Origin of the sequence: Paenarthrobacter sp. YJN-D, assembly GCF_015040335.1 — a bacterium.
GTDB lineage: Bacteria > Actinomycetota > Actinomycetes > Actinomycetales > Micrococcaceae > Arthrobacter > Arthrobacter nicotinovorans.
Genome location: NZ_CP053549.1, coordinates 3439947 through 3457596, shown reverse-complemented (window position 1 = coordinate 3457596; position 17650 = coordinate 3439947). Strand labels below are relative to the sequence as shown.

14 protein-coding genes are annotated in these 17650 nt (G+C 65.1%); 9 read left to right on the top strand and 5 right to left on the bottom strand.

Annotated features, from left to right (window positions below; genetic code table 11):
* Positions 1-188: 188 nt before the first annotated feature.
* Positions 189-1526 carry an NADP-specific glutamate dehydrogenase gene (gdhA, locus tag HMI60_RS15950; protein ID WP_055971149.1) on the top strand — a complete coding sequence of 446 codons (1338 nt, stop codon included), beginning with the start codon at positions 189-191 and terminating at the stop codon, positions 1524-1526.
* 89 nt (positions 1527-1615) lie between these two features.
* On the opposite strand, the gene HMI60_RS15945 is transcribed toward gdhA, so the two are convergent.
* Positions 1616-2947 (bottom strand): alpha-hydroxy acid oxidase, encoded by a 1332-nt coding sequence (locus HMI60_RS15945; RefSeq protein WP_018777007.1) that lies wholly within the window; start codon positions 2945-2947, stop codon positions 1616-1618.
* A gap of 90 nt (positions 2948-3037) precedes the next feature.
* Between HMI60_RS15945 and HMI60_RS15940 the strand changes: the two genes are divergently transcribed.
* Positions 3038-3733 (top strand): FadR/GntR family transcriptional regulator, encoded by a 696-nt coding sequence (locus tag HMI60_RS15940; protein WP_110503688.1) that lies wholly within the window; start codon positions 3038-3040, stop codon positions 3731-3733.
* A gap of 69 nt (positions 3734-3802) precedes the next feature.
* Here HMI60_RS15940 and HMI60_RS15935 read toward each other — a convergent pair whose 3' ends face one another.
* The gene (locus HMI60_RS15935; protein ID WP_018777005.1) at positions 3803-4831 is read right to left on the bottom strand and encodes a LacI family DNA-binding transcriptional regulator; all 1029 of its coding nucleotides are present in this window, start codon (positions 4829-4831) and stop codon (positions 3803-3805) included.
* Positions 4832-5011: 180 nt separating this feature from the next.
* Here HMI60_RS15935 and HMI60_RS15930 point away from each other — a divergent pair, with 180 nt between their 5' ends.
* The 5 genes from HMI60_RS15930 to HMI60_RS15910 are packed head-to-tail and all read left to right on the top strand — an operon-like array spanning position 5012 to position 10939.
* Positions 5012-6424, top strand: a complete 1413-nt coding sequence (locus HMI60_RS15930) for a Gfo/Idh/MocA family protein (RefSeq protein WP_193589967.1) — start codon at positions 5012-5014, stop codon at positions 6422-6424.
* A gap of 31 nt (positions 6425-6455) precedes the next feature.
* Complete coding sequence (locus tag HMI60_RS15925; RefSeq protein WP_193589966.1) at positions 6456-7451, top strand: NAD(P)-dependent oxidoreductase; 996 nt, start codon at positions 6456-6458, stop codon at positions 7449-7451.
* Positions 7448-8353: a 5-dehydro-4-deoxyglucarate dehydratase gene (locus HMI60_RS15920; RefSeq protein ID WP_110503690.1), complete on the top strand. Its 906-nt coding sequence runs from the start codon at positions 7448-7450 to the stop codon at positions 8351-8353. The genes HMI60_RS15925 and HMI60_RS15920 overlap by 4 nt, the downstream gene beginning before the upstream one ends.
* Entirely contained in the window at positions 8353-9507 is a 1155-nt protein-coding gene (locus HMI60_RS15915) for a mandelate racemase/muconate lactonizing enzyme family protein (protein WP_193589965.1), read from the top strand. The genes HMI60_RS15920 and HMI60_RS15915 overlap by 1 nt, the downstream gene beginning before the upstream one ends.
* Complete coding sequence (locus HMI60_RS15910; protein WP_193589964.1) at positions 9488-10939, top strand: aldehyde dehydrogenase (NADP(+)); 1452 nt, start codon at positions 9488-9490, stop codon at positions 10937-10939. Before HMI60_RS15915 ends, HMI60_RS15910 begins: the two co-directional genes overlap by 20 nt.
* 69 nt (positions 10940-11008) lie before the next feature.
* Here the strand turns inward: HMI60_RS15910 and HMI60_RS15905 are convergent, their stop codons facing one another.
* The 3 genes from HMI60_RS15905 to HMI60_RS15895 are packed head-to-tail and all read right to left on the bottom strand — an operon-like array spanning position 11009 to position 15362.
* Complete coding sequence (locus tag HMI60_RS15905) at positions 11009-12115, bottom strand: Xaa-Pro peptidase family protein (RefSeq protein WP_193589963.1); 1107 nt, start codon at positions 12113-12115, stop codon at positions 11009-11011.
* Complete coding sequence (locus HMI60_RS15900; protein ID WP_193589962.1) at positions 12112-14160, bottom strand: DUF6807 family protein; 2049 nt, start codon at positions 14158-14160, stop codon at positions 12112-12114. Before HMI60_RS15900 ends, HMI60_RS15905 begins: the two co-directional genes overlap by 4 nt.
* Positions 14157-15362: a dienelactone hydrolase family protein gene (locus tag HMI60_RS15895; protein ID WP_193589961.1), complete on the bottom strand. Its 1206-nt coding sequence runs from the start codon at positions 15360-15362 to the stop codon at positions 14157-14159. The genes HMI60_RS15900 and HMI60_RS15895 overlap by 4 nt, the downstream gene beginning before the upstream one ends.
* A 372-nt stretch (positions 15363-15734) precedes the next feature.
* Between HMI60_RS15895 and HMI60_RS15890 the strand changes: the two genes are divergently transcribed.
* Both HMI60_RS15890 and HMI60_RS15885 read left to right on the top strand, forming a co-directional pair.
* Positions 15735-16679, top strand: a complete 945-nt coding sequence (locus HMI60_RS15890) for a carbohydrate ABC transporter permease (RefSeq protein ID WP_026267057.1) — start codon at positions 15735-15737, stop codon at positions 16677-16679.
* Positions 16672-17604, top strand: a complete 933-nt coding sequence (locus HMI60_RS15885; RefSeq protein ID WP_018776995.1) for a carbohydrate ABC transporter permease — start codon at positions 16672-16674, stop codon at positions 17602-17604. The genes HMI60_RS15890 and HMI60_RS15885 overlap by 8 nt, the downstream gene beginning before the upstream one ends.
* Positions 17605-17650 lie beyond the last annotated feature (46 nt).

Below are 17650 nucleotides of genomic sequence, written 5' to 3'. Positions count from 1 at the left end.
TCCTCGTCACATTGTGAGTTCTTGTTAACCTTCCGGTTCCTTGATTTATCGGTGATTTTCTACGGTTGTGTTAACTCCGTCCAGAGGGTCACATTGGCTCCGGATGGAGATCCTATGTCCTCGGGTGCAACCATGGGCGGGACTGATTCGTCCCGCCGCTGGCCGGCGCACCGAGGTTAGGAAGACGCATGGATTCAAGGCTCGAAGCCGTCCGCGACACTGTTTTGGCGAGGAACCCGGGGGAGAAGGAATTCCACCAGGCCGTCAGTGAGGTCTTCGAAAGCCTTGGCCCGGTGCACGACCGTCATCCCGAGTTCCTGGAGGGTGCCGTCCTGGAACGCCTGTGCGAACCCGAACGCCAGATCATCTTCCGCGTCCCGTGGACCGACGACGCCGGACGCGTCCACGTGAACCGCGGCTTCCGGGTGGAGTTCAACTCCGCGCTCGGACCCTACAAGGGTGGACTCCGCTTCCACCCTTCCGTGTATCTGGGCATCGTCAAGTTCCTCGGTTTCGAACAGATCTTCAAGAACGCCCTCACGGGCATGCCGATCGGCGGCGGCAAAGGCGGCTCGGACTTCGATCCCCGCGGACGTTCCGACGCCGAAATCATGCGCTTCTGCCAGTCCTTCATGACGGAGCTATACCGTCACATCGGCGAGTACACCGACGTTCCGGCCGGCGATATCGGCGTGGGTGGCCGCGAAATCGGCTACCTCTTTGGCCAGTACAAGCGCATCACCAACCGCTACGAATCGGGCGTCCTCACGGGTAAGGGCATTTCCTGGGGTGGTTCCCTGGTCCGTCCCGAAGCCACCGGGTATGGCACCGTGATTTTCGCCCAGGAGATGCTCAAGACCAAGGGCCAGTCCTTTGACGGCCAGCGTGTGGTGGTCTCCGGGTCGGGCAATGTCGCCATTCACGCCATCGCCAAGGCGCAGTCCCTCGGTGCCACGGTGGTGGCCTGCTCCGATTCGGCCGGCTACATCGTGGACGAGGCGGGGATCGACGTCGCGCTGTTGAGCCAGATCAAGGAGGTCGAGCGCGGGCGCCTCACCGATTACGCCGCCCGGCGGCCGGGTGCCAGCCACGTTGCCGGCGGTTCCGTATGGGATGTGAACGGTACTGTCGCGCTGCCGTGCGCCACCCAGAATGAACTCGACGGCGAGGCCGCAGCCAAGCTGGTCAGCAATGGACTGATCGCCGTGGCCGAGGGCGCCAACATGCCCTCCACGCGTTCGGCCGTATCCGTGTTCCAGGAAGCTGGGATCCTGTTCGGTCCGGGCAAGGCCGCCAACGCCGGCGGTGTTGCGACCTCCGCGCTGGAAATGCAGCAGAACGCCAGCCGTGACTCCTGGTCTTTCGAGCACACCGAGCAGCGCCTCACCGAGATCATGGTGGGTATCCATGACCGTTGCGCCGAGACTGCCGAGGAATACGGGGCGCCTGGAAACTACGTGGTGGGGGCCAATATCGGTGGCTTCGTCAAGGTAGCCGATGCGATGCTTGCGCAGGGCCTGATCTAGCCCCTCCCCAAATCCAAAAGCAGAGGCCGTTTTGAATATTCAAAACGGCCTCTACAGCTTTGTGCTCGGGTCTATGTGCTTGGCTGCGCTCAGCGCTGCAGGAGCCGCACGTGGTCCGGGTTCAGGTCCGAGACCTTGCTGACGCCCAGGAGTGCCATGGTCCGGGTCATGTCCTTCTCCAGGATCTGGATGGTCCGGTCCACGCCTTCACGGCCCCCGGCCATCAGGCCGTAAAGGTAGGCGCGGCCGATCAGTGCGAAGTCAGCGCCCAGGGCCAAGGCGGCCACGATGTCGGCGCCGCTCATGATGCCGGTGTCCAGGATGATTTCGGCCTGGCTGTTGTCTGCCTTCAATGCCGAGGTGACGTCCGGGAGCAGGTGGAACGGGATGGGTGCGCGGTCCAGTTGGCGGCCGCCATGGTTGGACAGGATGATTCCGTCTGCGCCGTGGTCCACTACCTTGCGGGCGTCTTCCACGGTCTGGATGCCCTTGACCACCAGCTTGCCCTTCCAGGTTTCACGGAGCCAGTCCAGGTCCTCATAGGTGAGGGTGGGGTCGAACATGGAGTTGATGAGGTCAGCAACCGTACCGGTGTAGCGCGAGAGGGACGCGAATGTGAGGGGTTCGTGCGTGAGGAAGTTGAACCACCACGCCGGACGGTACGACGCGTCCAGGACCGTTTTCACCGTCAGCGCCGGCGGGATGGTCATGCCGTTGCGGACATCGCGAAGGCGCGCCCCGGCCACAGCAGTGTCCACGGTGACCATGAGGGTGTCGTTTCCTGCCTTGGCGGCACGTTCGATTAGTTCGAGCGAGCGGTCGCGGTCGGTCCACAGGTAGAGCTGGAACCAGTTGCGGCCGTTCGGGGCAGCGGTGGCGACATCCTCGATGGAGGCGGTGCCCATGGTGGACAAGGTGTAGGGAATACCCGCGGCCTCAGCGGCCTGCGAGCCGGCGTATTCGCCCTCGGACTGCATCATGCGCGTGAACCCGGTGGGTGCGATGCCGAAGGGGAGGCGTGATTCCTTGCCGAGAATGTCCGTGCGGAGATCGATCCGCGATACGTCCCGGAGGATGCCCGGGCGGAACTCGATGTCTTGGAAAGCCTGGCGTGCCCGGCGCAGCGTGATTTCTTCTTCGGCGGCACCGTCGGTGTAGTCAAACGGAGCCTTCGGAGTGCGGCGCTTGGCGATGTCCCGCAATTCCCAGATGGTGCTGGCGCGCTTCAGCCGTGCGGTCTTGCTGAATTCCGGCTTCTTGAACTGCATCAGCGGGGCAAGGTCCGAGACTTTGGGGATGCGGCGCTTCAGTGCCGGAGGCTGCACGACGGCGGGTCGCGGCTGGGGCGGGCGGCTCACGTTTTCGTCGCTCCCGGCATTTGCGGGGGCGGCGGTGATCTTGGGATCGAGGGTGTCGGTCATGCGGTTCTCCCTTGAATTCTGTGGTCCTGCCACTGTGGTCTAACCACACTGTAATCCATGTGGTCGGACCACATCAACTAGTATTCCGTTATGCGTACCCACGAACTTGTCCTGCAATGGATCGAGAAGCAGCTCTCCGACGGCGACCTCACGCTCGGAGGGCGCCTGCCCGGCGAGCGGACCATGGCGGAGCAGCTGCAGGTGTCCCGGACTTCCGTCCGGGAAGCAGTCAGGATTCTCGAAGCAATGGGTGTGGTCCGCGCGGGCGTTGGTTCGGGGAAGGACGCCGGGACCGTGGTCATCGCGGAACCGGGCTCTGCGCTGGGATCCACCCTCCGGCTTCATGTGGCCACGCGCCATCTCCCCGTGGCCGATATCGTGGAGACGCGGGTCCTTCTGGAATCCTGGGCGGCGGAGCGTGCCAAGACGGGTGTTCCGGCGCTGGAGGAGGCCGCAGGTCTGCTGGATCAGATGGATTCCGAGCAGGATGTCGACGCGTTCCTGGCTCTCGACGCCCGCTTCCACGTTGCCCTCGCCGAGGCGGCGGGAAACGCCGTCGTCAGTGCGATGATGGCGTCGCTGCGGGGCGCGATCGAAAACTATGCGGGTGAGCTGACAGGGAACCTGCCCGACTGGAGTGCCACGTGCGCCAGGCTGAGGGCGGAACACCGGGCCATCCTCGCCGCGGTGAACAACAACGACGGCGGCACGGCGGCTGCGCTGGTGGCGGCCCACATCCAAGGCTTCTACAAAGAAGCCGGAGTGGGCTCGTCCCACGGGTCATAGAGCAACGCGGGGTCACTTATGGCCCATAGAAGCCCCCCGAAAGGGCCATAAGTGACCCCGCGTTGCTTTCTAAGCGGGCTTGAGGGCAGGGGCTGCGGTGCTCTTCCGGATCTCGACCCTGGGCGAGAATTCGTCCTGAGCCTGGACGGGGGCATCGCCGGCCTGCTGGATCTGTTCGCGCATCCTCCGCCAGGCCAGGCTCCCGAGTTCGTTGATGGGCACGGCCGCAGTCGTGAGCGGCGGTGTGGTGTATTTTGCGAACGGAATGTCATCGAAGCCGGTGACCGAAATGTCCTCCGGGACGCGGATTCCGCGCTCGTGCAAGCCACTGAGCAGGCCCATGGCTACGAGGTCGTTGAAGGCCAGGATGCCCGTGGCGCCGCTGGCGATGATGGCATCCGTGGATTCGTGGCCCGAATCGAAGTTCGAACCTCCCGGGAGCATCTGCAGTTCGATCTCCGGGTGCTCCTTCCGGAACTGGTCCAAACCCACCAGCCGCTGCCGGTTTGAAGCGCTGTGCTCGGGCCCGGAAAGGAATACCAGCCTGCGGTGACCCAGGGATACCAGGTGCTGCGCCAGTTCCTGGATGCCCTGGCCATAGTCCACGCTCAGGCTCGGAGTGTTGGTGGCAATAGTGGTCCGGTTGATGAGTACCAGCGGGTGCAGGGTGGGTGCCAGTTCCTCAAGTTCGGCATCGCCCATGCGGGGCGCGCACAGGACAACGCCATCACAGCGCCGCCGGGCCTCCCCGGCCAGGATCGCTTCTTCGCTGGTGACTTCCGAAGAGTCGGCAATGAGGACACGGTACCCATCCTGGGCTGCTGCGATGCTGAGTCCGCGCAGGATGGCCTGGAAGGTGGGGTTCGCCAGGTCCGGGACCACAATGCCGATGGTGTCGGTTTTCCCGAGTGCCAGGCTTCGGCCCACGGGGTTGGGTTGGTACTTGAGCTCGGCCGCAGCCGCACGGACCCGCGCGGCGATGCCGGGGTCAACCGCGGCGTTACCGTTCATGACGCGTGAAACCGTGGCGTGCGAAACGCCGGCCTTCTCCGCGACGTCGGCAATCCCAACGCGCCTGTTGGTGTTCCTGCGTGCCATGTGGCCCCTTCCCTTTTGCCTGCCGCGCATGTGCTCCGTCGTTGGAGCAGTGGTTGACGTGACCACCTGAGTCTTGATAGAAAGCTTATATCCCTCCGAGAAAACGCTTTCTCAGTTATTCTTCCACACGAACCCGGGCCGTCAAACGGTTCACTCCTGCCTTTTGAAAGGGGCATTCACATGGTCAACGTCGACTCAGCCGAGACCCGGACCCCAGAAGCGGAAACGGCAACCCGGACAGACAGCCGCCAACGGACCAGGATCGCCCTGATTGGAACCGGCGGACGCTCGGAAATGTACATCCGGGCCATTTACGGACAGCACGCGGATGCCGCAGAACTCATTGCCCTTTCGGACGTCAACCAGGGCCGGGTGGACTTTTATCGGGAGCTCATCAAGGAACTCGGTGGAACACAGCCGGTGGCGTCCTTCGAGCCGGGCGAGCTGACCGGCTTCATCCAGGCCAACGGCATCGAACGAGTCATTGTCACCACACCCGATTACACCCACGCGGATTACATCGTCGAGGCACTTGAGGCCGGTGCCGACGTCGTGGTTGAAAAGCCGCTGACCATCGACGTTGAGGGCTGCCGCCGCATCACGGAGGCGGTCGCAAAGACCGGCCGCAACGTGGTGGTCACGTTCAACTACCGCTACTCGCCGCGAAACAGCGCGCTCAAGGAAGTCATCCAGAACGGGGTGATCGGCAAGGTCACGTCCATCGACTTCAGCTGGGTCCTGGACACCGTGCACGGCGCTGACTACTTCCGCCGCTGGCACCGTGAAAAGAAGAACTCCGGGGGCCTGCTGATCCACAAGGCCTCGCACCACTTCGACCTCGTCAACTGGTGGATCAACGACGTTCCGGAGCGCGTGTTCGCATCCGGTGGCCTGCGCTTCTACGGCGACAAGAATGCTGCCGAGCGTGGCTTGGGCTCCCGTCCCCAGCGTGGCACCGTTGATGGCCTTGAGCATGACCCCTTCCGTCTGGACATGCGCGAGGACGAACGCCTGAAGGCCCTGTACTACGACAACGAAAAATTTGACGGCTACCTCCGCGACCAGGACGTCTTCACCGAAGGCATCACCATCGAAGACAACCTCGCACTGGTGGTGGACTACCAGGGCGGCCCCACACTCAGCTACTCGCTGAACGCCCACAGCCCGTGGGAAGGCTACCGCGTCACCGTCAACGGCACTGAAGGCCGGGCGGAACTCGAAGTGGTGGAACGAGCCGCGGTCGAGTCCAGCACCGACAAGAAGACTGTGGTTGACCCGAGCGCGACACCCATCGAGGAAGAGGACGCAGTCCGCCGTAACGGTGAACGCCTGGTTGTCCAACGACACTGGGAAGCTGCCTACGAGGTCCCCATCATCAATGGCGAGGGTGGTCACGGTGGCGGCGACAACCTGCTGCTCTCGGACCTGTTCAACGGTCCCGGCGAGGACCCGCTGGGCCGCCCGTCCGGCTACATCGACGGGCTTCGCTCGGTGTCCGTGGGAATCGCCGGCAACCAGTCCCTGGACACAGACCTTCCAGTCCGTATCAGCGAGCTTGGCCTCGGGGCTGACCTCAGCCGCAGCCAGGCCTGACCGGTTCACCTACCAACGCAAGGAACAGATCATGAGCAGGATTTTCGTCACCGGTGGTTCCGGCAGGCTCGGCCGCAGCGTTGTGGCCGTTCTCGCCGAAGCAGGCCACGAGGTGATTTCCGTCGACCGGGACGCCATCCCGGCGGAACAGCTGCCGGCCGGAGCCGGGCAATACACCGCAGACCTTCTTGCGCCGGGTGAGGCAGAACGCCTGATCCGGGAAACAGCACCCGACGCCGTCATCCACCTCGCTGCTATCGCCGTACCCTTCAGCGCACCCGAGGACTTCATCTTCAGCACGAACACGCGGCTCGCCTACGCAGTGATCAGCGCGGCCACCGACGCCGGTGTCCCGAAGATCGTGACAGCAAGCAGCCCCACGGCCCTGGGCTACGGCTCGCCGGCCGGGTGGCTGCCGCCGTCGTTCCCCCTGGACGAGCGGACGCCGCCCAAGCCATGGAACGCCTACGCGCTGTCCAAGTTGATCGCCGAGCAAACGGTGCAGATGTTCGCAGCGGCGCAGGGCGACAAGCTCCGGTACGCGGCCTTCCGTCCGTGCTTCGTGATCTCCCCGGAGGAGTGGGAAGGAGCGCTCACGCAGCAAGGCCATACAGTCCGCGAACGCCTGGACGATCCCGCGCTGTCCGCTCCGGCCCTGTTCAACTACGTGGACGCCCGGGATGTCGCCGACTTCCTGGATGTTCTCCTGGACAGGATGGACACCATTCCCAACGGCGAGGTGTTCTTCGTGGGCGCCAAGGATGCCCTGGCTACAGCGCCCTTGGCGGAACTGTTCCCACGCTTCCTGCCGGGCAGCGGCCCGCTGACCCAACACTTGACCGGCACCAGCCCGGCGTTCTCCATCGACAAAGCCCGCGACCTTTTGGGCTGGGAACCGAAGCGCACCTGGCGCACCGAACTCACCCCGCCCTACGAAGGCCCCGACACTGCCGCAAACCGAGCACCACTCAATGACGAGATCACCGCCGGCCTGGTCCCGGCGGGAGCAACCAAGGAGACACCATGAATTTCGACGGCGTACTGTTCTTCCCCGTCACCCCCTTCGACGAAGACGGCAGCGTTGATGTTGCCCTGCTGAAGGAACACATCACTTCACGGCTCCCGTTCGGTCCGGGCGGCGTCTTCCCGGCGTGCGGCACCGGCGAGTTCCATGCGCTTTCCCTCGATGAGATCCGCACCGTGGTGACTGCCGCCGTCGAGGCCGTTGCGGGTGCCGTTCCCGTGGTCTCCGGTGCCGGCGGCCCGCTGGGCCATGCCATTGCCGCTGCCAGGGTGGCCGAGGAAGCCGGCGCGGACGCCCTCCTGGTGCTCCCGCCCTACCTGGTGACCGGCCCCACCGACGGCGTGGTGGCCTACGTTGAGGCCATCGCTGCGGCGAGCAGCCTGCCCGTGATCGTCTACCACCGCGGAACTGCCAAGTTCACGGCCGAAGCGATCACCCGCCTCACCGCAAACCCGAAGGTAGTCGGCTTCAAGGACGGCATCGGGGACGTGGGGCTGGCCCAGGAAATTGTCACGGCCATCAACGCGAGCGGGCGTAAGGACTTCGCGCTCTTCAACGGCCTCCTCACTGCGGAACTGACCCAGGGTGCCTACCGTGGCCTGGGCATCCCGCTGTACTCGTCGGCAGCGTTCGCCATGGCTCCCGAAATCGCCAAGGCCTACTACGACGCCTACATCTCAGGTGACGAAGAACGCCGTCACGCGCTGCTTGAGGGCTTCTATGCGCCGCTGGTCCGCCTGCGCGACCAGACCCCCGGCTTTGGCGTCTCCCTTATCAAGGCCGGCCTGAGGCTCGCCGGATTGCCCGTTGGCCCGGTCCGTCCGCCGTTGGTTGATCCCAGCGAGGAACAGCTCCTGGAACTCAAGGCCATCCTGGCCAAGGGCCACGAGCTGGCCGGCAGCTGATGACCGCCCGCATTACGGGCCTCAGCACCCGGCTGATCACGGTGCCGCTGCTACGCAGTTGGGGCGCGGAGGCGCCCGAGAACCACGTGATTGTCACCGAACTGACCACGGACGACGGCGGCACGGGCCACGGCTTCTCATGGACACCGACCATCGGTCCCCAGGCAGTGAAGGCCCTCCTGGACCACGACCTCGCCCCCTTCATCCTGGGCGTCGAGGCGAACCCGGAGATTGTGTGGGACCAGCTGTGGAAGCGGCTGCATGAAGCGGGCGGGGGAGGGCTGACCACCATCGCCATGGCGGGCGTGGACCTTGCCCTGTGGGACTTGAAAGCACGCCAGGCGGGAACGTCTGTCACGGGGCTCCTGGGCCGGCGCCAGGAATCCGTGGAGGTGTACGGCTCCGGAGTGAACCTGCACTACACCCTGGAACAGCTCGTGGAGCAAGCCCAGCGGTGGGTTGCTGCCGGACACAACGCGGTGAAGATCAAAGTGGGCAAGCCCGAGCTCAGGGAGGATGCCGAGCGCGTTGCCGCAGTGCGCCAGGTGATCGGCCCTGACCGGCTGCTCATGATCGACGCCAACCAGCGTTGGGACCTCGCCCACACGTTCCGTGCCTTGGATGTTTTGGGGGAGTACGGACTGGAGTGGCTGGAAGAACCGATTCGTGCCGACGACCTCTGGGCATACCGGCGCCTGCGCAAGCACTCGCCGGTTCCCATTGCCCTGGGTGAGAACGTCCACACCATCTACCGCTTCCGTGACTTCATCGAAGCGGAAGCCGTGGACATCATCCAGCCCAACATTGTCCGGGTGGGCGGCATCACCCCATTCCGCAGGATCGTGGAGTTGGCCCGCACCCACAGCATCAGGGTGGCACCGCACTTGCTACCGGAGCTCTCCGGACAGTTGGCGCTCACCTTGGCTGAGCCGGTCAGCGTGGAGGACGTGGAGGATGCCTCGTTCGGCCAACTCGGGATCCTGGCCGGACCTTCCCCGGTGCGGATCAGCAACACGACAGGCACCATCAGGCTTAGTTCAGCCGGCCTGCCCGGTCTCGGCTTCGAGTTCGCCGGGGCATGGCCGCCGACGCAAGCCACTGACACTTCAGCCCCCGAAAGCAAAGGAAACCGCATTGAGTACAGCAACTCTTGACCTGACCGCCGTCACGGCCGCAGCCACGGCAGCGGCGAAGGTGACCGCAGCAGCTTCCGACGCCGAACGCGCGGCCTGGCTGACCGCCGTCGCCGACGCTTTGGACGCCAACGTCACCGAACTGGTAGCAATCGCCGACTCTGAAACAAGCCTCGGGACCGTCCGGCTCACGGGCGAGGTGGCGAGGACCAGCGGGCAGCTGCGCCTGTTCGCCAACGTCATCACTGAAGGCTCGTACCTCGAAGCCGTCATCGACCACGCTGACCCGTCCGCCACGCCGCCCAAGCCAGACCTGCGCCGCATACTGCGGCCGATCGGTCCCGTGGCCGTGTTCTCGGCATCGAACTTCCCGTTCGCGTTCTCCGTGGCGGGCGGCGATACAGCGTCCGCTCTGGCTGTTGGCTGCCCGGTGGTCGTCAAAGCACACTCGGGCCACCTTCGGCTGTCCCAGAGGACCGCGGAAATCGTCACCGAGGCGCTGGCCAAGGCCGGAGCCCCGGATGGAATCTTCGCGCTGGTCAGCGGACGCGAAGCCGGCACGGCACTGGTCCAGGACCCGGCCATCAAGGCAGTAGGCTTCACCGGCTCCATCCCCGGCGGCCGGGCGCTGTTCGATCTCGCGACGTCCCGCCCGGAGCCCATCCCGTTCTACGGTGAACTGGGCAGCTTGAACCCGGTGGTCATCACTGCGGACGCGCTCGCCGAACGCGGTCAGCAGCTAGCGGCAGGCCTGGCGGGTTCCTTTACCCAGGGCGCCGGCCAGTTCTGCACCAAGCCCGGACTGGTGTTCATCCCGGCGGGATCGGACTTCGCATCGCACCTTGCCGAGGCCAGCAAGGACAAGCCGACAGCCGCCATGCTGACCGAGCGCATCGCGGAAGCCTATCCGGACGGGCTGCGCAACGTTGCTGAGCAGCCGGGAGTCGCCGTCGTCAGCGGCACGGTGGAGCAGGACAGCTTGGCGGACGGCGCCGCGCCTGTGGTGTTCTCCACCAGCGCCGCAAATGTGCTGGAACGCCCTGATGAGTTGCTGGAGGAATGCTTCGGCCCCACCACGCTGCTGATCGAGTACGCCTCCCAGGACGAACTGTCCGCCGCGCTCGCCAAGGTTCCCGGAAGCCTCACGGGCACTGTGCACGCACAACCCGGCGAGGACGTTTCTGCACTGGTGGAGCAGCTGAGCACTTTGGCCGGCAGGGTCCTGTTCGACGGTTGGCCCACGGGGGTGGCCGTGAACTGGGCCCAGCAACACGGCGGCCCCTACCCGGCCACGACCTCCCTGTTCACGTCCGTGGGCGCCACTGCAGTCCGCCGCTTCCAGCGCCCCGTGGCCTACCAGGACGCGCCGGAGAGCGTGCTGCACCCGGCGCTGCACGACTCCAACCCGCTGGGGATCCCGCGGCGCGAGGACGGCGTCCTGACGCTCGGCTAACGCACCCAACACGAAAGGGGCGGGGTCACCATCACGGTGACCCCGCCCTTTTTCGCGTTACCTGCCGGGTCAGGGACGCAGGGTCAGGGGACGACGGCGGCCGTCCACGTCGGTGGTCGGCCACCGCTCGTCTACGGTCAGGACGCGCAGGCCGGAATCCGTGAGCAGCACGGTGTCCTCGATCTTCACTCCGGGCCCGGACGGGTTCCACGTGAAGGGCTGGTTGAGGACGATGGTGTCCGTGACCTCTGCGGTGACCCGGGGGTCGCGGCCCGCGTAGCCTGCGGGACCACCCTGGTGGTGAAGCGTCCACTGATCATCACCGAATCCGTGGCGGGCGTAAGCTGCCTTGATCCCGGTGAAGACCTCGTTGAGCCGTGCTCCCGGGACCGTGGCCCGGAAAATGTCGGCCTCCACTTCTGCGATGCGTGCCTCGGCGTCGAGCTCCTGAGGAGTGCCGGCGTCGAAAGCCACCCACCGGGTCACGTTGGCAACCAGGCCGTTCCGGCGGGCGCACACCACGGCCATGGCACGGCGGCCGATCGGGGAGTGGGTGGCCAGGGGATGCCGGAAGTCGCTGCGGTCGGCACCGTTGCAGAGGAGGACCAGTGGCTCGGCGCCCACTGACACAATGCGGGCGGCCAGCTGCGAGACCAGTTCGAATTCCGTTGTTTCCGGGGTTGCGGCCGTCAGGACGTCTGTCATCGCCCGCGCCGCATCGACCGAAAGCTCGGAGTACCGGGCTGTTTCGGCGGGGAGCAACTGCTGGCGGGCAGCCCGCAGCTCCGCGGTGACGGCTGCTTCCACCAGCGGGTTGCCGTCGAGGGCCAGGGCCGCCGCTGCCGCATGCAACTGCCCGTGCCACGGCACAGTGTCCAGGCTGACGCCCGCCGGCAATTCTTCGGCAGCTATCCGCGCGGCCTCGTTGTTGAACGTGACCAGGTGGTCGCCGCTGCGGTCCACCAGGAGGGCCGCAATGGGGTCTCCGGCCAGGCTGATGTGCACCCGGCTGCCGTCCAGGTACCAGGTGAGGGCGGTGTTGGACGTGAGCAGCAATGAGTCGTGGCCCGCTTTGTCCAGGATGTCCAGGACACGACGACGCTTCACGGCACGGTCTGCAACGTTTCCCGGGGCCGTCGTTGCCGGAACCGCGGCGGATTGAGTAGGTATGGTCATGACTGTTCCCCCAAAGTGGTGATGAGTTGTTCGATGTCCTGTGTCGCGAGGAACCCGTCCGCGATAAGTACGGTCACTGTCCGGTGGACCGGGCGGCCGGGCTTCGTCGCCACGGGCCGGTCCCACGCCAGGGAGAGCCCGACGCCGGGATAGCCGGCGTGCCGGACGAACCAAGGGTCCGGAGCCTGCGGAGCGGCCAGAAAGACGAGTGTGGCGGGGTGTCCCAGCCCGGGATCGCCCGTGGCCTGCGCCGCGCCGGAGGTCCCGGCGTCGAAAGTTCCCGACCACGCCAGCCACGGTGTAACGCTGCCGTGCACGGCGTCCTCGCCCCGGGCTTCCGGGGTCCAGATGGTGGCATCGCCAACCTTCGGCAAACGCCAGAAGAAGCCGCCGTAACCGCCCTGTGGCCGCCCGTTGGAACCCGGGCTGCCCAGCAGCACAGGACGGCCGGTGGCGGACTCCAGTGTGAAGTCCAGCGTCAGTTTCCACGCGGAATTCCCGACGGCGGCCCAGCGCCACCTGCGCTGCTCGCGGAGCACAGGAGACCCGTCAGGCCCTACCCAGCTCAGCTGCTCCTGCCTGTACCCGTCGCCCTGTTCCGCGGAATCAAGGACGATCCTGCCGTGGTCCTTCCGCCAGACATAGGCTCCGGCATCACGGGTGTAGGTCCTGCCTCCCCAGAAGTTGATGCCATCCACGTCCTGGAGGGCCACGCCCGCTCCCAGGTGCCACACGTGGTCCTCCGGGATGTGATCTGTCACGACGGTTCCGGCCAGGGTGCGCACAGGGTGGAGGTACGGACGCGGCGAAGATGTTGCCCGGATGAGGGACCCGTCCCGGAGGGTCGCAACAGGGGTTCCGTTGATCTCGAGCGTGGGCCCACCGGACACAGTCCATGGAGCGCCGAGCTCCGCGAAGGTTGATTGGCCCAGTGCTGCCCGTTGGATCAGGGATTCAATGCCGTGGACTACGGGGTGGGCGTCATCGCCGTCGCCCTCCCATGTCACCCGGTCCGGGTGTATCGGGCGTGGCGATTCGGCAGTGCGGATGGCCTCGAGGACCGCCATGTATGCGCCGGCGCCGCTGAGGGGGCTGAGCAGTTCCGCTTCGCTCCGTGCACTCAACAGGTTCTCCAGCAGGTCGGCACGGCCGAAGGTTTCGGTCCGGACCCCCTCTGCGGTGGTGATCTCCACGCGGTCTTCCGTGTAGGAGAGCGTGAGCTGGCCCCGCGTGCCGAACACGGTGACCGACGGCTCGGACTGTACGGGTGCGCAAAGCGTCAGTGCGCAGGTCAGCACGGTGCCGTCCGTTGTCCGCACCCGGACTACGGAGGTGTCGTCGCTTTCGGTGTCGTTTGCCCTGTAGAGGTCCGTGTCCACGGACTGCACATCGGCCACGGTCCGGGCACCTGCAAGTCGCAGTCCGGTTGCCACGGCGTGAGCCAGGGCATTGGTGGCCACGCCGTCCACCACGTCCGTTCCGTTGAGGCTGCGCTTGCCTGCCCAGCGGGAACGCTTGAAGTATGCCTTGTTCCGCAGCCACAACCCTGTGGCGCTGATGCCCCGGACCTCGCCGATTTCGCCGGATGCCACCAGGGCTTCGATCGCGGGAAGGGCTTCTGAACCCAGGCTCTGGAACCCCACTTGCACCAGTCGGCCGGCGCTCGCCGCAGCTGCCATCACTTCCTCGTATTGCGCCATGGACGCCACGGGCGGCTTTTCCAGATACACATTGGCCCCGGCCTGGAGGGCAGCGAGTGCCAGGGGCGCGTGCGTCTGGATCGGCGTGGAAACGATGACGACATCGGGGGCCGTCCCTGCAGCGAGGAGTTCGTCGAGGGAAGCGAAAACTTCCACTTCGGGGCCGACAGTTCCGTCGGCCGGCGGCAGCGGATCGGCGACGGCCACCAGTTCAAGGACGCCGTCAGCGCCCAGGCGCTCAAGGTTTTCCAGGTGCCTTTCGCCGAAGCCGTGCACACCCACCAATGCGATGCGGGGAGTCCGGGGGCGGGCGTCCACTGTGACGGTGGTTGAGGGTTGGGTCATGAGTCTGTCCTAGTGCGGTCCGGTAAGGGTGAATTGATGCGGTGCCGGGTCTGCAGGGAGGTGGCGAGGAACGCTGCCGCCTCCTCCTGCATGGCCGGGGTGAAAACGTGTGGTTCCTGCCAGAAGCTGCCGGTGTACAGCCCGCGCGGCAGTTGCCGGGACAGGCAGGCGTGGGCGTCGCGCATTCCCTGCTCGGGGAAGAGGGCGTCAGCCATTGCGTACTGGACCAGCACACGGGCCGGGGACCGCGTGGCCAGGTCCGGCCAGTCCCCGAGCTTGGCGAGGCCGGGGGAGTGCAGCAACCACGAGTGCGCATCCAGGTACGCCGGCAGCAGCGAGGCGAAGGTGGTCATCATGCACGTCACCACATAGCTGCGGATCACAGGGCTCAGGGCAGCAAGCATCAAGGCCCGGCCGCCCCCGCCTGAAAACCCGAGGCAGGCTATCCGGTCCCGGTCCACCCCGGGCAGCGTGGCGAGGATTCCCAACGCCGCCAGATCGTCATGGGCAACGGTCCCGGCAATGGTGGTTCCCATGAGTGCCGCCGCTTTCGCCACGGTTTCCTCATGGACCGCCGCCGCAGCGTCGTAGCGTTGCTGCGCGGAAGGTTCGACGCCGGCCTCCCGCCAAAGTGCCTGCTGGCCGTCAACTGCGGTAGCCGCCCGCCGCGGCAGGGGATCCAGGACGAATCGGCGGCTGCCCCACATGAAAGCGTCGTGGGCCAGGACAGCGAAACCCTGCTGTGCCAGCCACGTAGCGAGTGCCCGCCCGCCGTAAAGACTGGCCCGGATTTCCAGAGGCGGGATCCCGGCGTCGAGACCGGCGGGCTGACCGGGCTGATTTTGGAGGGCCACCAATCGCTCGGCGCCGTAGAACTTGATCCCGCCATGGCAGTGCAGGGCGAGCACCGCCGGAAGCGGGCCGGTAACTTGTGCAGGGCGCACAAACCAAGCGGCTGTCCGGGGCCCGAAGCCCAACTGCCAGGACAGCGAAGAGGTGATGACGCCGTCGTGCTCCGTTTCCCGGTGAGTCGTGTACGAAAGGCCCGAAGCTATTGCGGGCACGCCCAAGATATCGGCCAGGTCCCTGCGCTCCGGGGAGTCCGCCTCATGGCGATGGGATGCCTGGTAGACGGGCCAGTCTTCGTAACCACCCAGCGCGGTGGGGCGGGTGGATGGCCCTGCCACGTCAGTTCGGGTCATGGCAGGCGGGGTCGGTGGGAAACAATGGTGTCCTGCCTTGTCGATGCGGAGGGTATGCGAATGCGCACGCCGGGCTTCTTCAGCGTGGAAAACCGTATTGGGCGAGTTCGCAAGAAAACGCTTTCTCAAAAATTAGCAAAAGGCTGTACATGGGTCAAGAAAACGTTTACTTTGGTACGGAGCCGCTGAAACCGGGACCCGCATCCTGGCACTTCGAAGGGGTAGCGCCAGAGCATCGGCGACGTCCCGGCAGGCAAACACCAACCACACTCGTACTCCGTGGATGGCCACGATGACCAAAGGAGACCACATGGCCGCATACGAATACGCGGGGACGCCGCAAGGCGCCCGCGGGACGGCGAGGGGGAAGCAATGAGCGCTATTGGCGAACTCTCAACCATGACGCGCCGCAAGGGCCCCATGACCAAGGAAGAGAAGAAGGCAAACGGGCGCGACAACAAGGCCGCCTACGTCTTTCTCCTTCCGTGGCTGCTTGGCCTGGCGGTCATCACGGTGGGGCCCATGCTCATGTCGCTCTACCTGTCCTTCACGGACTACAACCTCCTCCAGCCCCCGGAATGGGTGGGCCTGGACAACTTCGTCCGAATGTTCGGCGATGCCCGGTTGCACAACTCGCTACGGGTCACGTTCACCTACGTGCTGGTCGGCGTACCTCTGCAGCTGGCGGTTGCCTTGGTGATCGCCCTCGTCCTGGACAAGGGCCTTCGCGGTTTGCCGTTCTACCGTTCCATCTTCTACTTGCCCTCCCTGCTGGGCGGCTCCGTGGCTGTTGCCATCCTCTGGAAGCAGATCTTCGGCACCACCGGTCTGGTGAACCAGGTCCTGGCGATGATCGGAATAGAAGGGCCGGGCTGGATCTCGGATCCCAATACCGCTCTCGGCTCGATCATCCTGCTCCACGTGTGGACCTTCGGCAGCCCCATGATCATCTTCCTGGCCGGGCTGCGGCAGATTCCGGTGATGTACTACGAGGCAGCCAAGGTGGATGGGGCCACCACGCTCCAGCAGTTCTGGCGGATCACCCTGCCCATGCTGAGCCCCATCATCTTCTTCAACCTGGTGCTGCAGATCATCGGTTCGTTCCAGTCGTTCACCCAGGCGTTCATCGTCTCCGGCGGCAACGGCGGACCGTCCGACTCCACCATGTTCTTCACCCTGTACCTCTACCAAAAGGGCTTCGGCCAGTTTGATATGGGCTACGCCTCAGCGATGGCCTGGTTCCTGCTGGTCATCATCGGTGTCTTCACTGCCATCAACTTCATCGCTTCAAAGTATTGGGTGTTCTACGATGACTAAACTCCAGACCCTCCCCGCCGCTAATGGCGGTTCCGCCGAAAAGTCCGGAAAGAACCCACGCCGGCGTGAATCCCGCGGAAGCCTGGCTTTCAGCCGCAGTGCCCGCGTCAAAGGCCTGATCAAGCACGCGATCCTCATCATTGTGGGCGGCGTGATGATCTACCCCCTGCTGTGGATGGTGATCTCTTCCCTGCGGCCGAATGACCTCATCTTCCGTGAGCCCGGACTGTGGCTGAACAACCTTGAAATGAGCAACTACACGGATGGTTGGTCGGCGCTGACCCACCCGTTCGGTCATTACATGATCAACTCGGCGATCGTGGTCCTGGGCTCGATTGTTGGCAACCTGGTTTCCTGTTCCATGGCTGCCTATGCGTTCGCCCGGCTGCAGTTCACCGGCAAGAAGCTGTTCTTCGGCATCATGCTGCTGACCATCATGCTGCCGTTCCACGTGGTGATCGTTCCGCAGTACATCCTGTTCTCGCAGATCGGCTGGGTAAATACTTTCTGGCCGCTGATTGTTCCCAAGCTGCTCGCCACGGATGCGTTCTTCGTGTTCCTGATGGTCCAGTTCATTCGCGGCATTCCGAAGGACCTCGATGAAGCAGCGCGCATTGACGGCGCAGGGCACCCCAGGATCTTCCTCCGGGTCATCCTTCCGCTGATGGTCCCGGCCCTGGCCACCACCACCATCTTCACCTTCATCTGGACCTGGAACGACTTCTTCGGGGCCCTGATCTACCTGACGGACCCGGACATGTTCACAGTTCCCGTCGCCCTTCGCGCCTTTGTCGATTCGCAGTCGGCCACCAGCTGGGGATCGCTGTTCGCGATGTCCATCGTGTCCTTGCTGCCGGTCTTCCTGGTGTTCCTCTTCGGCCAGAGGTTCCTCATCAAGGGCATCGCCACCACCGGTATCAAGTAGACGTGCCGGTCTCCATCCGGAGGGGGCGGCCCCCTCCGGGTGAGTG